We start from the raw sequence: 15904 nt of genomic DNA, 5'->3' as shown, positions 1-15904 counted from the left end.
GTCCGGATTGCGCAACATGCTGCTGTTTTTATAGCGTTTGCCGCGCCTTGTCAACCCGTGTTAGCGTGCGCCGGCCAGCTGCAGGGCGCCGCTCAGGCTGGCCAGGCCCAGCACCGTCGACAGCGTGACCAGCCCGGCCACGAAGGCGCCGTTGTAGCCCATGCGCGCGGCCAGCACGTAGCAACTCGACGAGGTGGGCAGGGCCGAGAAGATCAGCAGCGCCGTGGTCTCCGCCGCGCCCAGCCCGAAGGCGCGCGCCAGCAGCCAGGCCGCCAGCGGCTGCAGCGCGTGGCGGATGGCCAGCACCCCTGTGCCCAGCGCCTTGCCGCGCGCCAGGCTGGCCAGCTGCATGCCGGCGCCGGCCGTCAGCAGGCCCAGCGCGATCGACGAGCCGCCGATGCGCCCCAGCGTGGTCTGCAGCCAGTCGGGCGGCGCCAGCCCAGCCAGGTTGGCCACCAGACCGGCGGCGGTGGCGATGATGAGCGGGTTGCGCACCACCTCGGCGGCGAACGAGCGCTGGCCGTGGCGCGCCATCGGCCACACCGCCGCCACGTTGGCCAGCGGCACGCTCACACCCACCAGCACCGCCACCAGCTGCTGGCCGGGCGCGCCCAGCACGCGCTCGGCCATCGCCAGGCCGATGAAGGAGTTGAAGCGAAACGCGATCTGCGCGCTGGCGGCGTGCTCGCGCACGTCGATCACGCGCCGCAGCCCCGGCAGCCACGGCAGCGACCAGGCCAACGCGATGCCGCAGACCATCAGCGCCAGGCCGGCGCCGATCAGCGCGGAGGCGGCGTGCAGGTCCAGCGGCGTGCGCACGATGGACTGGAACAGGAACACCGGAAACAGGAAGAAATACACCAGCCGCTCGACCGCCTGCCACACCGGCCGGTCCAGCGCCGTGAAGCGGCACAGCAGGTAGCCGACCAGGATGAGGGAGAAGTCGGGCAGCAGCAGCTGGGCGTCGCGCATCGGGCGAGGATAGCCGAGCAAGATGCACGGATGCGGGCCGCGCGGCGCCCCGCGTGCGCATAATGCCGACGCACCCCGATCACAACCCCCTTGCGAGGAGATGCGAGACATGCAACGCCGCCAACTGATGGCCCTGGCCGCCGCGAGCGCGGCGACCGCCGCCGCCCCGGCCTGGGCGCAGGCCTGGCCGAGCCGGCCGATCCGGTTGATCGTGCCCTTCGCGCCCGGCGGCACCACCGACATCATCGCCCGCGTGGTGGCCGAGCCGCTGGGCCGGGTGCTGGGCCGCCCGGTGGTGGTCGACAACAAGGGCGGCGCCGGTGGCGCCATCGGCGCGCAGGAGCTGGCGCGTGCCGCGCCCGACGGCTACACCCTGGGCATGGGCACCGCGTCCACCACGGCGGCCAACCCGGCCATCAACAAGAAGGTCGGCTACGACCCAGTGGCCGACTTTGCGCCCATCGTCAACATCGCCGCCACGCCCAACGTGCTGGCCGTCAACCCTGCCGTGCCGGCCAAGGACTACGCGGCTTTCGTCGCCCTGATCAAGCGCGAGCCGGGCAAATATTCATACGCGTCGCCCGGCACCGGCAGCATCGGCCATCTGCAGATGGAGCTGTTCAAGAGCCTGGCGGGCCTGTTCATCACCCACATTCCGTACCGCGGCGCCGGCCCGGCGCTGAACGACGTGGTGGCCGGCCAGGTGCCCATCATCTTCGACAACGTACCCTCGGCGCTGCCCTTCATCCAGGGCGGCAAGCTGGCGCCCATCGTGGTGGCGTCGTCGGCACGCCTGAAGGAGCTGCCCGCCACGCCCACCTTTGCCGAGGTGGGGCTGGAGCAGGTCAACCGCATGGCCTACTACGGCATCCTGGCGCCCAAGGGCACGCCCGCGGCCATCGTGGAGCAGATCAACGCCGCCATGCTCAAGGTGCTGGGCGAGCCGGTGGTCAAGAAGCGCATCGAGGACACCGGCTCGATCGTCATCGGCAACTCGCCCCAGGCCTTTGCCCAGCAGATCCGGGACGAGCTGGCCGTGTACCAGCGCGTGGTGGCGCGCCAGAAGCTCAGCATCTAGGCCGAGAAACTACCAAAACAATAGCTGCTTGCGCTTGCTGGACGAGCGCCACAGCCAGATTTGGCATGAAACCGGCAGCGCCGAGCCCCGACGCCTCGATCGACCGCTTCATCGACGCCCTGTGGCTGGAAGACGGCCTGGCGGCCAACAGCCTGGCGGCCTACCGGCGCGACCTGGCGCTGGCCGCGCGCTGGCTGGCCGAGCGCCACCACGTCGAACTGGTCCACGCGCAGGAGCATCAGCTGCAGGCTTACTTTGCCGCGCGCGCCGACACCCGCGCCAGCTCGGCCAACCGGCGCCTGACGGTGTTCAAGCGCTACTTCCGCTGGGCGCTGCGCGAGGGGCTGATCCGCGTCGATCCCACGCTCAAGCTGCTGCCCGCCAAGCAGCCGCTGCGCGTGCCCAAGACCTTGAGCGAGGCGCAGGTCGAGGCCCTGCTGGCCGCACCCGACACCGACACGCCGCTGGGCCTGCGCGACCGCACCATGCTGGAGCTGATGTACGCCAGCGGCCTGCGCGTGAGCGAGCTGGTCGGTCTCAAGGTCATTCATGTGGGCCTGAACGAAGGCGTGCTGCGTGTGCTGGGCAAGGGCAGCAAGGAGCGCCTGGTGCCCTTCGGCGAGCTGGCGCGCGACTGGCTGGAGCGCTGGCTGCAGGACGGCCGCCCCGATCTGCTGGGCGCGCGCGCCAGCGAGGCGCTGTTCGTCACCAGCGCCGGCCGCACGCCGGGCACCGCGATGTCGCGCGTGATGTTCTGGGGCCTGGTCAAGCGCTATGCCGTGCAGGCCGGCATCACCGCGCCGCTGTCGCCGCACACGCTGCGCCACGCCTTTGCCACCCATCTGCTGAACCACGGCGCCGATTTGCGCGCGGTGCAGATGCTGCTGGGTCACGCCGACATCTCCACCACCACCATCTACACCCACATCGCGCGCCAGCGGCTGAAGGACCTGCACGCGCAGCACCATCCGCGCGGCTGAGATCGACCTGCCGGCGCTTCAGTCGCCGCGCGCCGGCGTGCTCCACTCGGCCATTTCTTCGGCGCTGAAGCCGGCGCGCTGCCGCGCGGCCAGGTTGAGCGGCCCCCTGGGCGGCGGCGCGCGGTGCGTGCGCGCCAGCTGCCGGTAGTGCGCCAGCGGCTCCAGGCCCTGGCGGGCGCACAGCCAGCGGTACCAGTGGTTGCCGATGGCCACGTGGCCGATCTCCTCGCGCAGGATGAGCTCCAGGATGTCGCAGGCGGCCAGCGCGTCGGGGGCGCCGGTGGCGCGCAGCTTGCGCTGGATCAGCGGCGTGGCGTCCAGCCCGCGCGCCTCCAGCGTGCGCGGCACCAGGGCCATGCGGGCGGTGACGTCGCCCCGGGTCTTTTCGCACATCGCCCACAGGCCGTCGTGCGCCGCGAAGTCGCCATAGGCATGGCCCAGGGTCCGCAGGTGCGCGTGCAGCAGGCTGAAGTGATGCGCCTCCTCGATGGCCACCCGCAGCCAGTCGCGGTAGTACGCCTCGGGCAGGCCGCCAAAGCGCCACACCGCGTCCAGCGCCAGGTTGATGGCGTTGAACTCGATGTGGCAGATGGCATGCACCAGCGCCGCGCGGCCGGCGGGCGTGTGCACCGGGCGCCGCGGCACCTGCGCCGGCTCGATCAGCAGCGGCCGCGCGGGGCGGCCGGGCAGGCCGGGGGGCTCTGCGATGGCCTGCTCGGTTGCTATCGAAAGAGAAGCTGCTTGCGCAGACAGCAGGCCGATTCGAGCCAGTTTTTCTTCGATGTTGTCGGCCGCGAGGGCCTGCAGGGCGAGGGCGCGCATCTCCATCCCTACAATTCTAGGATTTGACCGGAGGGCACAGCGATGGCGGTGTATGAACTCGATGGCAAGGCGCCGCGCGTGGACGCCAGCGCCTGGATTGCCGATTCGGCCGAGGTGATCGGCGACGTCAGCCTGGGGGCCGACGCCAGCGTGTGGTTCGGCTGCGTGCTGCGCGGCGACACCGAGCACATGACGGTGGGCGAGGGCAGCAACATCCAGGACCTGAGCGTGCTGCACGCCGACGTCGGCCAGCCGCTGACCATCGGCCGCCACGTGACCGTGGGCCACAAGGTGATGCTGCACGGCTGCACCATCGGCGACGAGTCGCTGATCGGCATCGGCGCGGTGGTGCTCAACGGCGCGAAGATCGGCAAGAACTGCCTGGTCGGCGCCGGCGCGCTGGTGACCGAGGGCAAGCAGTTTCCCGACGGCAGCATGATCGTGGGCGCCCCGGCGCGCGTGGTGCGCCCGCTCACGCCCGAGCAGATCGAGGGCCTGCGCCAGAGCGCGCGGCACTACATCGACAACGCCCGGCGGTTTCGCGCTGGCTTGAAGAAGCTCCCCTGAGGCCGCATCTGGGCTGCATGTCCGAGTTGCACAAGTTCATTTTCGAAGGCCTGCCGGTGCGTGGCGCGCTGGTGGTGCTGGACGACGCCTGGCAAGAAGTGCTGCGCCGGCGCGCGGCCAACACCCAGACCGGCGCCTACCCGCCGCCGGTGGCCGAGCTGCTGGGCGAGATGGCCGCCGCCGCCGTGCTGATGCAGTCCGGCATCAAGTTCGACGGCGCGCTGGTGATGCAGATCTTTGGCGACGGCCCGGTCAAACTGGCCGTGGCCGAGGTGCAGTCCGACCTGCGCCTGCGCGCCACCGCGTCGGTCACTGGCGCCGTGGCGCCCGCCGCCACGCTGGCGCAGCTGGTCAACGCGCGCGGCCAGGGCCGCTGCGCCATCACGCTCGACCCGCGCCTGCGCCTGCCCGGCCAGCAGCCCTACCAGGGCGTGGTGCCGCTGGCCGGCCCGGGCGGCGTGGCGCTGCGCGGCATGGCCGAGGTGATCGAGCAGTACATGCGCCAGTCCGAGCAACTGGACACCACCCTGGTGCTGGCCGCCAACGACACGCGCGCCGCCGGCCTGCTGCTGCAGCGCCTGCCGGTGCAGGGCCAGCACAACCTGGCGCAAAGCCAGGTGGCGCACGAAGAGGGCGAGCAGGACGACGCCTTCGAGCGCCTGTCGCTGCTGGCGCGCAGCCTCAAGCGCGAGGAGCTGCTGCAACTGGACGCCAACACCATCCTGCGCCGCCTGTTCTGGCAGGAGCCCCTGCAGCGCTTCGAGCCGCGGCAGGGCGCCAGCGGCCCGCGCTTTGCCTGCTCGTGCAGCCGCGAGCGCGTGGGCGCCATGCTCAAGGGCCTGGGCCGCGACGAGGCCGAATCCATCCTGCGCGAGCAGGGCCAGGTCGAGGTGAGCTGCGACTTCTGCGGCCAGCAGGAGCGCTTCGACGCGGTCGACGTCGGCCGCCTGTTCACCCCCGCCGCGCAGCAGCCGCCCCAGCCCGGCTCGGTGCAGTAGCGCCGGGCAGACCGCGCATGCGCTTCGACGTCATCACCCTGTTTCCGGAGCTGTTTGCTCCGTTTGTCGAAGCAGGCATCACCCGCCGTGCCTACGCCAGCGGCCAGATCGAGCTGAAGCTGTGGAACCCGCGCGACTGGGCCGAGGGCAACTACCGCCGCGTCGACGACCGGCCCTTCGGCGGCGGCCCCGGCATGGTGATGATGGCCGAGCCGCTGGCGCGCTGCCTGCAGGCGGTGCGCGCCGAGCGCGCCGAGGCACCGGCCCAGCAGGTGCCGGCGGTGCTGTTTTCGCCGGTCGGCGAGCCGCTGCGCCACGCGGGCGTGCAGGCCTGGGCGCAAAGCCGCGGCGCCATCCTGGTCTGCGGGCGCTACGAGGGCATCGACCAGCGCTTCATCGACACCTGCGTCGACGTGCAGATCAGCCTGGGCGACTTCGTGCTGTCGGGCGGCGAGATCGCGGCGCTGGCGCTGCTGGACGCCGTGGCGCGCCTGCAGCCCGGCGTGCTGGGCGACGAAGGCAGCCACCAGCAGGACAGCTTCAACCCGGCCATCGACGGCCTGCTGGATTGCCCGCACTACACCCGGCCCGAGCAGTGGCGCGGCCAGGGCGTGCCGCCCGAACTGCTGAGCGGCCACCACGCGCAGATCGAGGCCTGGCGGCGCGCGCAGCGCCTGCAGCTCACCGCGCGCGCGCGCCCGGCGCTGATCGCCGCTGCGCGCGCCGCCGGGCGGCTGAGCGGTCAGGACGAGCAGCTGCTGAAAAACGTGGCTTCCAAGCTATAATCAAAGGCTTTTCGATCCTCTGCCCGCCGCGGCCGCACCTGATCTGCCCTGTGCACAGGTGGGCCGCCCCTAGCGTAGCGTGAGCACGATCGAGACGGGAAACCCGATGAACCTGATTCAAACCCTCGAGCAAGAGGAAATCGCCCGCCTGGGCAAGAACATCCCCGACTTCGCCCCCGGCGACACGGTGATCGTCAGCGTCAACGTCGTCGAAGGCAGCCGCAAGCGCGTGCAGGCCTACGAGGGCGTGGTGATCGCCAAGCGCAACCGGGGCCTCAACAGCGGCTTCACGGTGCGCAAGATCTCCAGCGGCGAAGGCGTGGAGCGCACCTTCCAGACCTATTCGCCCCTGATCGCCAAGATCGAGGTCAAGCGCCGCGGCGACGTGCGCCGCGCCAAGCTGTACTACCTGCGCGGCCTGAGCGGCAAGAAGGCGCGCATCAAGGAAAAGCTGCCCGGCCGCGCCACGGCCCAGGCCGACAAGGCGTGATGTCCGGGCGCCGCCTTCGCGGGCGTCGTCTTCATCCGCTGCGAGCCGCCTGCCGCCTTGTGCGTGCAGGCGGTTTTTGCTTGGGCGCCGTCCTTCGACCATGACTTCCATCCCTTCGCTGCTGCCCGCGTTCGACCCGCGCCAGGTGCCCGTCACCGGCGTGGACGACGACCTGCCCGCGGTGCCGCCCGAGCGCCTGACCCCGCAGGCCTTGCGCCAGCGCTTTCAGGCGCCGCCGCCCTGGCAGCCCGAGGTGCGGCGCGAGCCGCGCTTCGTCGACCGCGCGCCGGTGGATGCGGCCGTGCTGGTGCCGCTGGTGGCGCGCACCGGTGGGCTGTCGGTGCTGCTGACCGAGCGTTCCATGAGCCTGCCTTCGCACCCGGGGCAGGTGGCGTTCCCGGGCGGCAAAATCGAGCCCGACGACGGCGACGTGGTGCATGCGGCGCTGCGCGAGACGCGCGAGGAGGTCGGGCTGGCGCCCGGCTTCATCGACGTGCTGGGCCAGTTGCCGGTGTACGCGACCGGCTCGCAGTTTCTGGTGACGCCGGTGGTGGCGCTGGTGCGCGAAGGCTTCGTGCTGCAGCCCAACGCGGGCGAGGTGGCGCACGCCTTCGAGGTGCCGTTGGCCTTCTTGATGAACCCCGCGCACCACCGGCGCCACCGCTTCGAGTGGGCGGGCGGCTCGCGCGAGTGGTTTTCCATGCCCTATCGCGAACCGGCGCCGACCGCGGCCGGCGCGCCGGCGGTCGAGCACTACATCTGGGGCGCCACGGCCGGCATGTTGCGAAATTTATACAGATTCCTGCTGGCCTGAGCCGTTCGGGCATGGACGGCACGATGCGGTGGGGCGCCGCCTCACTATCATCGCGGGATGATCCTGCTGGCCATCGTGACCACCCTGCTGCTGGAGCAGGTGTGGCCGCTGGCGCCGCGCAATCCGGTGCTGGACGCCCTGCGGCACTGGGCGCAGGCGGTGGCGCGCAACGTGGATGCCGGCGCGCCCCAGCACGCGTGGCTGGCCTGGACGCTGGCGGTGCTCGGGCCGACGCTGGCGGTGGCGCTTGTCCACCTCGCCTTGACGTGGCTGGCCGGCTGGCCGCTGGCCCTGCTGTGGACCATCGCCGTGCTGTATGTCAGCCTGGGGTTTCGCCAGTTCAGCCATCACTTCGTCGCCATCCGCGACGCCTTGGAAGTGGGCGACGAGGAGCGCGCGCGTCAGCTGCTGGCGCGCTGGCAGCAGGTGGACGAGTCCAGCATCGCGCGCGGCGAGCTGGTGCGCCTGGTGCTGGAGCACTCGGTGCTGGCGGCGCACCGCCACGTGTTTGGCGTGATGCTGTGGTTTTGCCTGCTGGAGGTGGTGGGCCTGGGGCCGGCGGGCGCGGTGTTCTACCGCCAGGCGGGCGCCCTGGCGCGCGACTGGCGCGCCTCCGGCTCGTCGCCCGACGCACCGGTCAGCGCCGCGCTGGCCGATGTCACGCAGGCGGCCTGGGCCTGGATCGACTGGCTGCCGGCCCGCTGCACCGCGCTGGCGCTGGCCATCGTCGGCAGCTTCGAGGACGCCATCGACGCCTGGCGGCGCCACGCCGACCGCTTCGGCAACGCCAACGACGGCGTGATCCTGGCCGCGGCCGCCGGCGCCGTGGGGGTGCGCCTGGGGGCCATGCCGGCGCGCACCGCGCCCGGGCAGCCAGCCGGCGACGTCGCGCTCGGCGGCGGCGCGGACGACGCGCTGCCCGGCGAGGCGCCCAGCGTGCTGCACTTTGCCCGCGTGGTGGGCCTGGTCTGGCGCATGGTGGCGCTGTGGCTGCTGCTGCTGGCGCTGCTGACGGTGGCACACGTGCTGGGATGAAGCACGGTTTTGCCTGGCGCCGGCCTAGGGAAATTCCCAGCCCGACGACGATTTTTCCGGCGGGCCGGGCCGATACAATCATTAACCGACCGCGCGGTCGCCTTATTGTGCCGGTCGAATATTGGATCGGCGCCGCGCGATTTCATTGTTTCCCGTTGGAGCCAAACCCATGAAGATCAAACACATCGCCCTGGCGTGCATTGCCGCGACCGGCTTTTCCCTGTCCGCCTGGGCCGACATCAACGTGGGCGTCACGCTCTCGGCCACCGGGCCGGCGGCGTCGCTGGGCATTCCCGAGAAAAACACCGTGGCGCTGCTGCCCAAGACCATGGGCGGGCAAAAGGTCAACTACATCGTGCTGGACGATGCGTCCGACACGACCGGCGCCGTCACCAACGCGCGCAAGCTGATGTCCGAGAAGGTGGACATCATCTTCGGCTCGTCCACCACGCCGGCCTCTCTGGCCATGATCGACGCCGTGGCCGAGGGCAAGACGCCGATGATCTCGCTGGGAGCCTCGGCGGCCATCATCGAGCCGCAGGACGCCAAGAAGCGCTGGGTGTTCAAGACGCCGCAAAACGACATCATGATGGCGCTGGCCATCGCCGGCCACATGGCCGACCACGGCGTCAAGACGGTGGGCTTCATCGGCTTTTCCGACGCCTACGGCGAGGGCTGGTACAAGGAAACCGTCAAGGCACTCGACCTCAAGAAAATCAAGCTGGTGGCCAACGAGCGCTACGGCCGCACCGACACCGCCGTCACCGGCCAGGTGCTCAAGCTGATGGCCGCCAAGCCGGACGCGATCCTCATCGCCGGCTCGGGCACGCCGGCGGCCCTGCCCGAGAAGACGCTCAAGGAGCGCGGCTACACCGGCAAGATCTATCAGACCCACGGCGTGGCCAACAACGACTTCCTGCGCGTGGGCGGCAAGGACGTCGACGGCACCCTGCTGCCCGCCGGCCCGGTGCTGGTGGCCGAGCAGCTGCCGGCCAGCAACCCGGTGCGCAAGTCCTCGCTGGAATACATCCATGCCTACGAGGCCGCCTACGGCAAGGGCAGCGTGTCCACCTTCGGCGGCCACGTGTGGGATGCCGGCAAGGTGCTGGCGGCCGCCGTGCCGGTGGCGCTCAAGGGTGGTCAGCCGGGCACCGAGGCCTTCCGCTCGGCCCTGCGCGATGCGCTGGAGCAGGTCAAGGACGTGGCCGGTGCGCACGGCATCTTCAACATGTCGGCGCAAGACCACCTGGGGCTGGACCAGCGCGGCGTGGTGATGGTCAAGATCGAGAACGGCAAGTGGGTCTACCAGCCCAGCAAGTGATCGGCCGCCGGCAGCCGCAAGGGCTTGCCGGTGGATTCAGGAACAGGGCGACGTGCCGGCGGCGGTCGCCCTGTTCGCGCAACTGGGTATGGCGTGGCGCTTGCGTGGCGACCGGATAATCGAGGCTAGTGGTTTTCCTTGTTCGGCCTTGGCAATTGTTGATGTTTAATAATCGATTTTTCGAGCCCGACGGTTGCCGCGAGGCGCGCGCCGGGCTCATTCGGGATGATTTCCGCGATGAACCGGTGTTTTGATTCATGGACGCACAAATAGCCCTGATGCTGGCGCAGGACGGTTTCGTCACCGGCGCCATCTATGCGCTGATGGCGCTGGCGCTGGTGCTGGTGTTTTCCGTCACCCGCGTCATCTTCATTCCGCAGGGCGAATTCGTCACCTATGCGGCGCTGTCGATGGCGGCCATCCAGGCCGGGGGCGTGCCCTCGGCCATCTGGCTGCTGCTGGGCCTGGCCGTGATCACGCTGGTGGTCGAGGGCTGGCGCCACTGGCGCGGCGCGCACGTCGACTGGCGCTCCACGGCGGTCTGGGCCGTCGCGTTTCCGGCCGTGGCCGCGGTGCTGGCGCTGGCGGTCAAGCCGACCGCGGCCTGGGCGCAGACGCTGCTGGCCCTGCTGCTGATCGTGCCCATGGGGCCGCTGCTGTATCGGCTGGTGTTCCGCCCGCTGGCGCACGCCAGCGTGCTGATGCTGCTGATCGTGTCGGTGGCGCTGCACTGGGTCATGGTGGGCCTGGGGCTGTACTTCTTCGGCGCCGAGGGTGCGCGCACCGCCTCGATGTGGGACGCGCGCTGGAACGTGGGCGGCCTGCCGGTCAGCGGCCAGTCGCTGGTGGTGATCGGCGCGGCAGTGGTGCTGCTGGCGGCCATGTACGTGTTTTTCGAGCGCTCCATCATCGGCAAGGCCTTGCGCGCCACCGCCATCAACCGCGTGGGCGCGCGCCTGATGGGCATTCCGACCGACCTGTCGGGCGACATCTGCTTTGCGCTGGCGGCCCTGATCGGCGCCGTCTGCGGGCTGCTGATCGCGCCGATCACGACCATCTACTACGACACCGGCTTTCTGATCGGCCTGAAGGGCTTCGTCGCCGCTATCGTCGGCGGGCTGCTCAGCTATCCGATGTCGGTGCTGGGCGCGCTGCTGGTGGGCCAGCTTGAATCCTTCTCCTCGTTCTGGGCCAGCGCCTTCAAGGAAGTCATCGTGTTCACGCTCATCATCCCGGTGCTCTGGTGGCGCTCGCTCAAAACCCGCCACGTGGAGGACGAGGAATGACCCGTCGCCATCTCACCTGGCTGGCCATCTTGCTGCTGGCGCTGTGCTGGCCGCTGTTCGGGGCCTTCACCATCACGCTGGTGAACTACATCGGCCTGTATTCGCTGGTGGCCGTGGGGCTGGTCATGCTGACCGGCGTGGGCGGCATCACCTCCTTCGGGCAGGCGGCCTTCGTCGGCCTGGGCGCCTACGCCACGGCCTGGATCTGCACCTCGCCCACGGCCACGCAGGCGCTGTCGGCGCTGCCCGCGGGCGTCTTGCCCTGGCTGGGCCTGCTGCTGGGCCTGGTGGTGACGGCGCTGATTGCCTGGTTCCTGGGCGCCGTCACCTTGCCGCTGGCGGGGCACTTCTTGCCGCTGGCCACGCTGGCCTGGGGCCTGAGCCTGTACTACATCTTCGGCAACCTCGAAGGCCTGGGCGGCTTCACCGGCATCACCGGCGTGCCGCCGCTGTCCATCGCCGGCTACGAGCTGAGTTCGCCGCGCGTGCTGGGCGTGCTGATCTGGGCGGTGCTGCTGCTGGCCATCTGGGGCCTGCACAACCTGCTGGATTCGCGCGAGGGCCGCGCCATCCGCGCACTCAAGAGCGGGCGCGTGATGGCCGAATCCATGGGCGTGGACACCGCGCGCCAGCGCATGAAGCTGTTCGTGCTGGCCGCCCTGCTGTCGGCCGTCTCGGGCTGGCTGTACGCGCACCTGCAGCGTTTCGTCAACCCGACGCCGTTCGACCTCAACATCGGCATCGAATACCTGTTCATGGCGGTGGTGGGCGGTTCGGGCTACCTGTGGGGCGCCGTGCTGGGCGCCACCCTGATCACCCTGCTCAAGGAGCAGTTGCAGGACCTGCTGCCGCGCCTGCTGGGCGCCAGCGGCAACTTCGAGGTCATCGTGTTCGGCCTGCTGATGCTGCTGGTGCTGCAGCGCGCGCCCGAAGGCCTGTGGCCGCTGATCGCCGCCTGGGTCAACAAGTTTCTCAAGCCGGTCAAGCCGCGCGCGCAAGGCGCCGCCATCGTCGCGCTGGCGCGCCACACCCTGCCGCCGGCCGGGCAGGTGGTGCTGCAGGCCAAGGACGTCACCAAGCGCTTCAGCGGCCTGGTGGCCAACAACGACGTCAACTTGGACGTCAAGTCGGGCGAGGTGCACGCCCTGATCGGTCCCAACGGCGCCGGCAAGAGCACCTTCTTCAACATGATCTCGGGCGTGGACGACCCGACCTCGGGCACCGTGACCTTGCTGGGCCAGGCCATGGCGGGCAAGCCCTCGCGCGCTTTTGCCGCGCTGGGGCTGGGGCGCACCTTCCAGCACGTGCGCCTGCTGGGCCAGCGCAGCGTGCTCGAGAACGTGGCCGTCGGCGCACACCTGCGGGCGCGGCGCGGTTGGCTGGCGGCCATGCTGCGCGCCGACCGCGGCGAGGAGGCCGCCCTGCTGGCCGAGGCCCGCCACCAGATCGAACGCTGCGGCCTGACGCAGTACATCGACACCCCGGCTGCCTCGCTGCCGCTGGGCCAGCAGCGCATCGTCGAGATCGCGCGGGCGCTGGCCGGCCAGCCTTCGATCCTGCTGCTGGACGAACCGGCCGCCGGCCTGCGCCACCTTGAAAAGCAGGCCCTGGCCCAATTGCTGACCCAGCTGCGCGCCGAAGGCCTGGCCGTGCTGGTGGTGGAACACGACATGGAGTTCGTCATGAACCTGGCCGATCGCATCACGGTGCTGGAGTTCGGCACCGTCATCGCCCTGGGCACGCCGGCCGAGGTGCAGGCCAACCCGCGCGTCATGGAAGCCTATCTGGGCAGCGACGTCGTCGGAGCCGCTGCATGAGCGCGCCGGGCCGCTCCCAAGCGCGAATCCCGCAGCGCGCAGCGCGGAGGGGTTGCCAGATCCACGCGCCGGGCCGCTCCCAAGCGCGAATCCCGCAGCGCGCAGCGCGGAGGGTCGTCCAATGACCGCCCCGCTGCTCGACATCCAGAATTTCAGCGTCTGCTACGGCCCGGTGGAGGCGCTGCACCAGGTGGCGCTGACGGTGGGCGAGGGCGAGATCGTCACCGTCATCGGCCCCAACGGTGCCGGCAAGAGTACGCTGCTGAATGCGGTGATGGGCCTGCTGCCCTCGACCGGCGGCGTGCAGCTGGCCGGCAACAAGATCGCCCGCCCCAGCGTCGAGGCGATGGTGGCGCGCGGCGTCGGCCTGGTGCCCGAAAAGCGCGAGCTGTTCGGCGAAATGTCGGTCGAGGACAACCTGCTGCTGGGCGGCTTTGCCCGCTGGCGGCGCGGCCAGCGCGACCAGGCCGAGCGCATGGGCGAGGTGTTCGCGCTGTTTCCGCGCCTGCAGGAGCGGCGTGCGCAGCTGGCGGCCACCCTGTCGGGCGGCGAGCGGCAGATGCTGGCCATCGGCCGCGCGCTGATGGCGCGCCCCAAGCTGCTGATGCTGGACGAGCCCTCGCTGGGCCTGGCGCCGCTGATCGTGCGCGAGGTGCTGCACATCGTGGCCTCGCTGCGCGAGCTGGGGGTGTCGGTGCTGCTGATCGAGCAGAACGCGCGCGCGGCGTTGCAGGTGGCCGACCGCGGCTACGTGCTGGAGATGGGCGCCGTGGCGCTCAGCGGCGAGGCCAGCGCGCTGCTGACCGACCGCCGCGTGATCGAGACCTACCTGGGGGTGGGCGGCAAGAAGGCCGAATGAGGGCAGGGCGCCGCCGCGGCCATTCGTCCGTACACTCGGCTGCAGTTCAACCACCACCCGCCCCGTGAGTCACGACAAGTTCGACGTTGCGCGCTATCTGGGCACGCTGCCGCTGTTTTCCAACATCACCGAGCCCGAGCGCGAGCGGCTGGCGCAGGACTGCCACCTGCGCCGCCTGGAGCGCGGGCGCACCATCTTTCACGTCGGCGATGCCTGCCGCGAGTTCCACGTGGTGGTGATGGGCCAGGTCAAGCTGTTCGCCATGTCGCCCACGGGGGTGGAGAAGGTCATTCACCTGTGCGGGCCGGGACGCAGCTTCGGCGAGGCCGTGATGTTCATGCAGGCGCCCTACCTGGTCACGGCGCAGACGCTGACCGACACCCTGCTGCTGACCATCGAGCGCGCCGCGGTGCTGCGCGAGATCGAGCGCAGTCCGGCCTTTTCGCTGCGCATGCTGGCCGGCCTGTCGCGGCGGCTGCAGGGCCTGGTGCAGGACGTGGAGTCGGTGTCGCTGCACAGCGGCACGCAGCGCGTGATCGGCTACCTGCTGGGCGGGCGCTCCATTCCTGAGCCGGGCAGCGTGTCGATGACGGTCACGCTGCCGGTCAGCAAGGCGGCCATCGCCTCGCGCCTGTCGATCACGCCCGAATACTTCTCGCGCGTGCTGAGCGAACTGGCCACGCAGGGGCTGATCGAGGTCGACAAGCGCGAGATCCACATCCCCGACGTCGCGCGGCTGGCCAACTACCCCGGCCGTTGACCGGGCGCCGGCGCCTGGCGGCGCGGATCGCCGATCTCGGGCCAGTGCCGGTGCAGCCACAGCCAGGACACCAGCCCGACCGCCAGGAAGACGGCCGACATCAGCGCCATGCCGAGCGCCGAGTGCATGACCAGCGGCGCCACCGCGCCGGCCACGATGCCGTTGGCCACCGAGCCCACCACCGACTGCAGCGACGAGGCCATGCCGCGCCGGTCGGGGTGCAGGTCCAGCACCAGCAGCGTCACCACCGGCACCATCAGCGCCCAGCCGAAGGCGAACAGCGCGATCGGCCACAGCGACCACCAGATCTCGGCCTCGAACAGCGCGTTGGCGATGATGTTGAACAGCGAGATCGCCACCATGATGCGAAAGCCCAGCATGATCTGGTTCTTGGGCGCCACCCGGCCCGCCATGCGCCCCGACATCCACGAGCCGACCATGATGCCGCCGATGTTGAGCGCGAAGAACCAGAAGAACTGCGTGGGCTTGAGGTGCAGCACCTCGCCCAGGTAGGCCGGCGCGCCCAGGATGTACAAAAACAGGCCGTTGAAGGGCACGCCCGAGGCCAGCGCCAGCAGGAAGAAGCGCGGGTCGGACAGCAGCACCGAATAGCCCTTGAGCAGGTGGCCGAACTGAAACGGCTGGCGGTCCCGGACGTGCAGGGTCTCGGGCAGCAGGCGCAGGTTGGCCACGATCAGCACCACGCCCACGGCGACCAGGAACCAGAAGATCGCGTGCCAGCCCAGGTATTCGGACAGCACGCCGCCAATCATGGGCGCGATGGCCGGCGCCACGCCGAAGAAGATGGTGACCTGGCTCATCACGCGCTGGGCTTCGGCGGGCGGAAACATGTCGCGGATGACCGCGCGCGACACCACCACGCCGGCCCCGGTGGACAGGCCCTGCAGCGCGCGAAAGAAGATCAGGTGGCCCACGGTCTGCGACAGCGCGCAGCCGATTGAGGCCAGGGTGAACAGCACCAGCCCGCCCAGGATCACCGGCCGGCGGCCGAAGCTGTCCGACAGCGCGCCGTGAAACAGGTTCATGAACGCGAAGCCGAACAGGTAGGCCGACAGCGTCTGCTGCATCTCGGTCGGCGTGGCGTGCAGCGACTGCGAAATGGCCGCGAAGGCCGGCAGGTAGGTGTCGATGGAAAACGGCCCCAGCATGCCGAGCATGGCCAGCAAGATGGCCAGGGCCCAGCGCGGGGCCTTCCAGATTTGGGCGGCGTCGGGGTTCATCAACTATTGTGATACTACAAATAAAATAGCGCCTGGCGCATATTGCATATGCGCCAGGCGCCGATTTGACTAAAAAACG

General features: G+C 70.2%; 16 protein-coding genes. 13 read left to right on the top strand and 3 right to left on the bottom strand.

Annotated elements, in window-relative coordinates:
• Nucleotides 1–60 precede the first annotated feature (60 nt).
• The gene (locus ACWHMB_RS11420) at nucleotides 61–972 is read right to left on the bottom strand and encodes an AEC family transporter (RefSeq protein WP_377485166.1); all 912 of its coding nucleotides are present in this window, start codon (nucleotides 970–972) and stop codon (nucleotides 61–63) included.
• 109 nt (nucleotides 973–1081) lie between these two features.
• Between ACWHMB_RS11420 and ACWHMB_RS11415 the strand changes: the two genes are divergently transcribed.
• Nucleotides 1082–2050 (top strand): tripartite tricarboxylate transporter substrate binding protein BugE, encoded by a 969-nt coding sequence (locus ACWHMB_RS11415; RefSeq protein WP_377485164.1) that lies wholly within the window; start codon nucleotides 1082–1084, stop codon nucleotides 2048–2050.
• A gap of 65 nt (nucleotides 2051–2115) precedes the next feature.
• A complete protein-coding gene (gene xerD, locus ACWHMB_RS11410; RefSeq protein ID WP_377485162.1) occupies nucleotides 2116–3030 on the top strand; it encodes a site-specific tyrosine recombinase XerD in 915 nt (304 codons plus the stop codon).
• An 18-nt stretch (nucleotides 3031–3048) separates the two neighbouring features.
• On the opposite strand, the gene ACWHMB_RS11405 is transcribed toward xerD, so the two are convergent.
• Nucleotides 3049–3858, bottom strand: a complete 810-nt coding sequence (locus tag ACWHMB_RS11405; protein WP_377485160.1) for a ferritin-like domain-containing protein — start codon at nucleotides 3856–3858, stop codon at nucleotides 3049–3051.
• A 36-nt stretch (nucleotides 3859–3894) separates the two neighbouring features.
• Between ACWHMB_RS11405 and ACWHMB_RS11400 the strand changes: the two genes are divergently transcribed.
• The 11 genes from ACWHMB_RS11400 to ACWHMB_RS11350 all read left to right on the top strand — a co-directional run bounded on the left by ACWHMB_RS11400 (nucleotide 3895) and on the right by ACWHMB_RS11350 (nucleotide 14584).
• Entirely contained in the window at nucleotides 3895–4419 is a 525-nt protein-coding gene (locus ACWHMB_RS11400) for a gamma carbonic anhydrase family protein (RefSeq protein WP_377485158.1), read from the top strand.
• A gap of 17 nt (nucleotides 4420–4436) precedes the next feature.
• The gene (gene hslO, locus ACWHMB_RS11395; RefSeq protein WP_447648538.1) at nucleotides 4437–5417 is read left to right on the top strand and encodes an Hsp33 family molecular chaperone HslO; all 981 of its coding nucleotides are present in this window, start codon (nucleotides 4437–4439) and stop codon (nucleotides 5415–5417) included.
• 17 nt (nucleotides 5418–5434) lie between these two features.
• A complete protein-coding gene (gene trmD / locus ACWHMB_RS11390; RefSeq protein ID WP_377485154.1) occupies nucleotides 5435–6202 on the top strand; it encodes a tRNA (guanosine(37)-N1)-methyltransferase TrmD in 768 nt (255 codons plus the stop codon).
• A gap of 106 nt (nucleotides 6203–6308) precedes the next feature.
• A complete protein-coding gene (gene rplS, locus ACWHMB_RS11385) occupies nucleotides 6309–6692 on the top strand; it encodes a 50S ribosomal protein L19 (protein WP_293224912.1) in 384 nt (127 codons plus the stop codon).
• A 100-nt stretch (nucleotides 6693–6792) separates the two neighbouring features.
• Nucleotides 6793–7506 (top strand): NUDIX hydrolase, encoded by a 714-nt coding sequence (locus tag ACWHMB_RS11380; RefSeq protein ID WP_377485152.1) that lies wholly within the window; start codon nucleotides 6793–6795, stop codon nucleotides 7504–7506.
• A 57-nt stretch (nucleotides 7507–7563) separates the two neighbouring features.
• Nucleotides 7564–8541, top strand: coding sequence for a CobD/CbiB family protein (locus tag ACWHMB_RS11375; RefSeq protein ID WP_377485150.1), 978 nt, complete (start codon nucleotides 7564–7566; stop codon nucleotides 8539–8541).
• 169 nt (nucleotides 8542–8710) lie between these two features.
• A complete protein-coding gene (locus ACWHMB_RS11370) occupies nucleotides 8711–9862 on the top strand; it encodes an ABC transporter substrate-binding protein (protein WP_293224917.1) in 1152 nt (383 codons plus the stop codon).
• Nucleotides 9863–10119: 257 nt separating this feature from the next.
• Nucleotides 10120–11148, top strand: a complete 1029-nt coding sequence (locus tag ACWHMB_RS11365) for a branched-chain amino acid ABC transporter permease (RefSeq protein ID WP_377485149.1) — start codon at nucleotides 10120–10122, stop codon at nucleotides 11146–11148.
• The gene (locus ACWHMB_RS11360; RefSeq protein WP_377485148.1) at nucleotides 11145–12965 is read left to right on the top strand and encodes a branched-chain amino acid ABC transporter ATP-binding protein/permease; all 1821 of its coding nucleotides are present in this window, start codon (nucleotides 11145–11147) and stop codon (nucleotides 12963–12965) included. The genes ACWHMB_RS11365 and ACWHMB_RS11360 overlap by 4 nt, the downstream gene beginning before the upstream one ends.
• Before the next feature lie 121 nt (nucleotides 12966–13086).
• Nucleotides 13087–13824 carry an ABC transporter ATP-binding protein gene (locus ACWHMB_RS11355; protein ID WP_377485146.1) on the top strand — a complete coding sequence of 246 codons (738 nt, stop codon included), beginning with the start codon at nucleotides 13087–13089 and terminating at the stop codon, nucleotides 13822–13824.
• A 64-nt stretch (nucleotides 13825–13888) separates the two neighbouring features.
• Nucleotides 13889–14584, top strand: coding sequence for a Crp/Fnr family transcriptional regulator (locus ACWHMB_RS11350; RefSeq protein ID WP_377485144.1), 696 nt, complete (start codon nucleotides 13889–13891; stop codon nucleotides 14582–14584).
• Here the strand turns inward: ACWHMB_RS11350 and ACWHMB_RS11345 are convergent.
• Nucleotides 14569–15825, bottom strand: a complete 1257-nt coding sequence (locus tag ACWHMB_RS11345) for a multidrug effflux MFS transporter (protein ID WP_377485142.1) — start codon at nucleotides 15823–15825, stop codon at nucleotides 14569–14571. The genes ACWHMB_RS11350 and ACWHMB_RS11345 overlap by 16 nt on opposite strands.
• Nucleotides 15826–15904 lie beyond the last annotated feature (79 nt).

This window comes from Ottowia pentelensis, from assembly GCF_964341695.1.
This window is presented reverse-complemented; position numbering and strand designations above follow the sequence as displayed.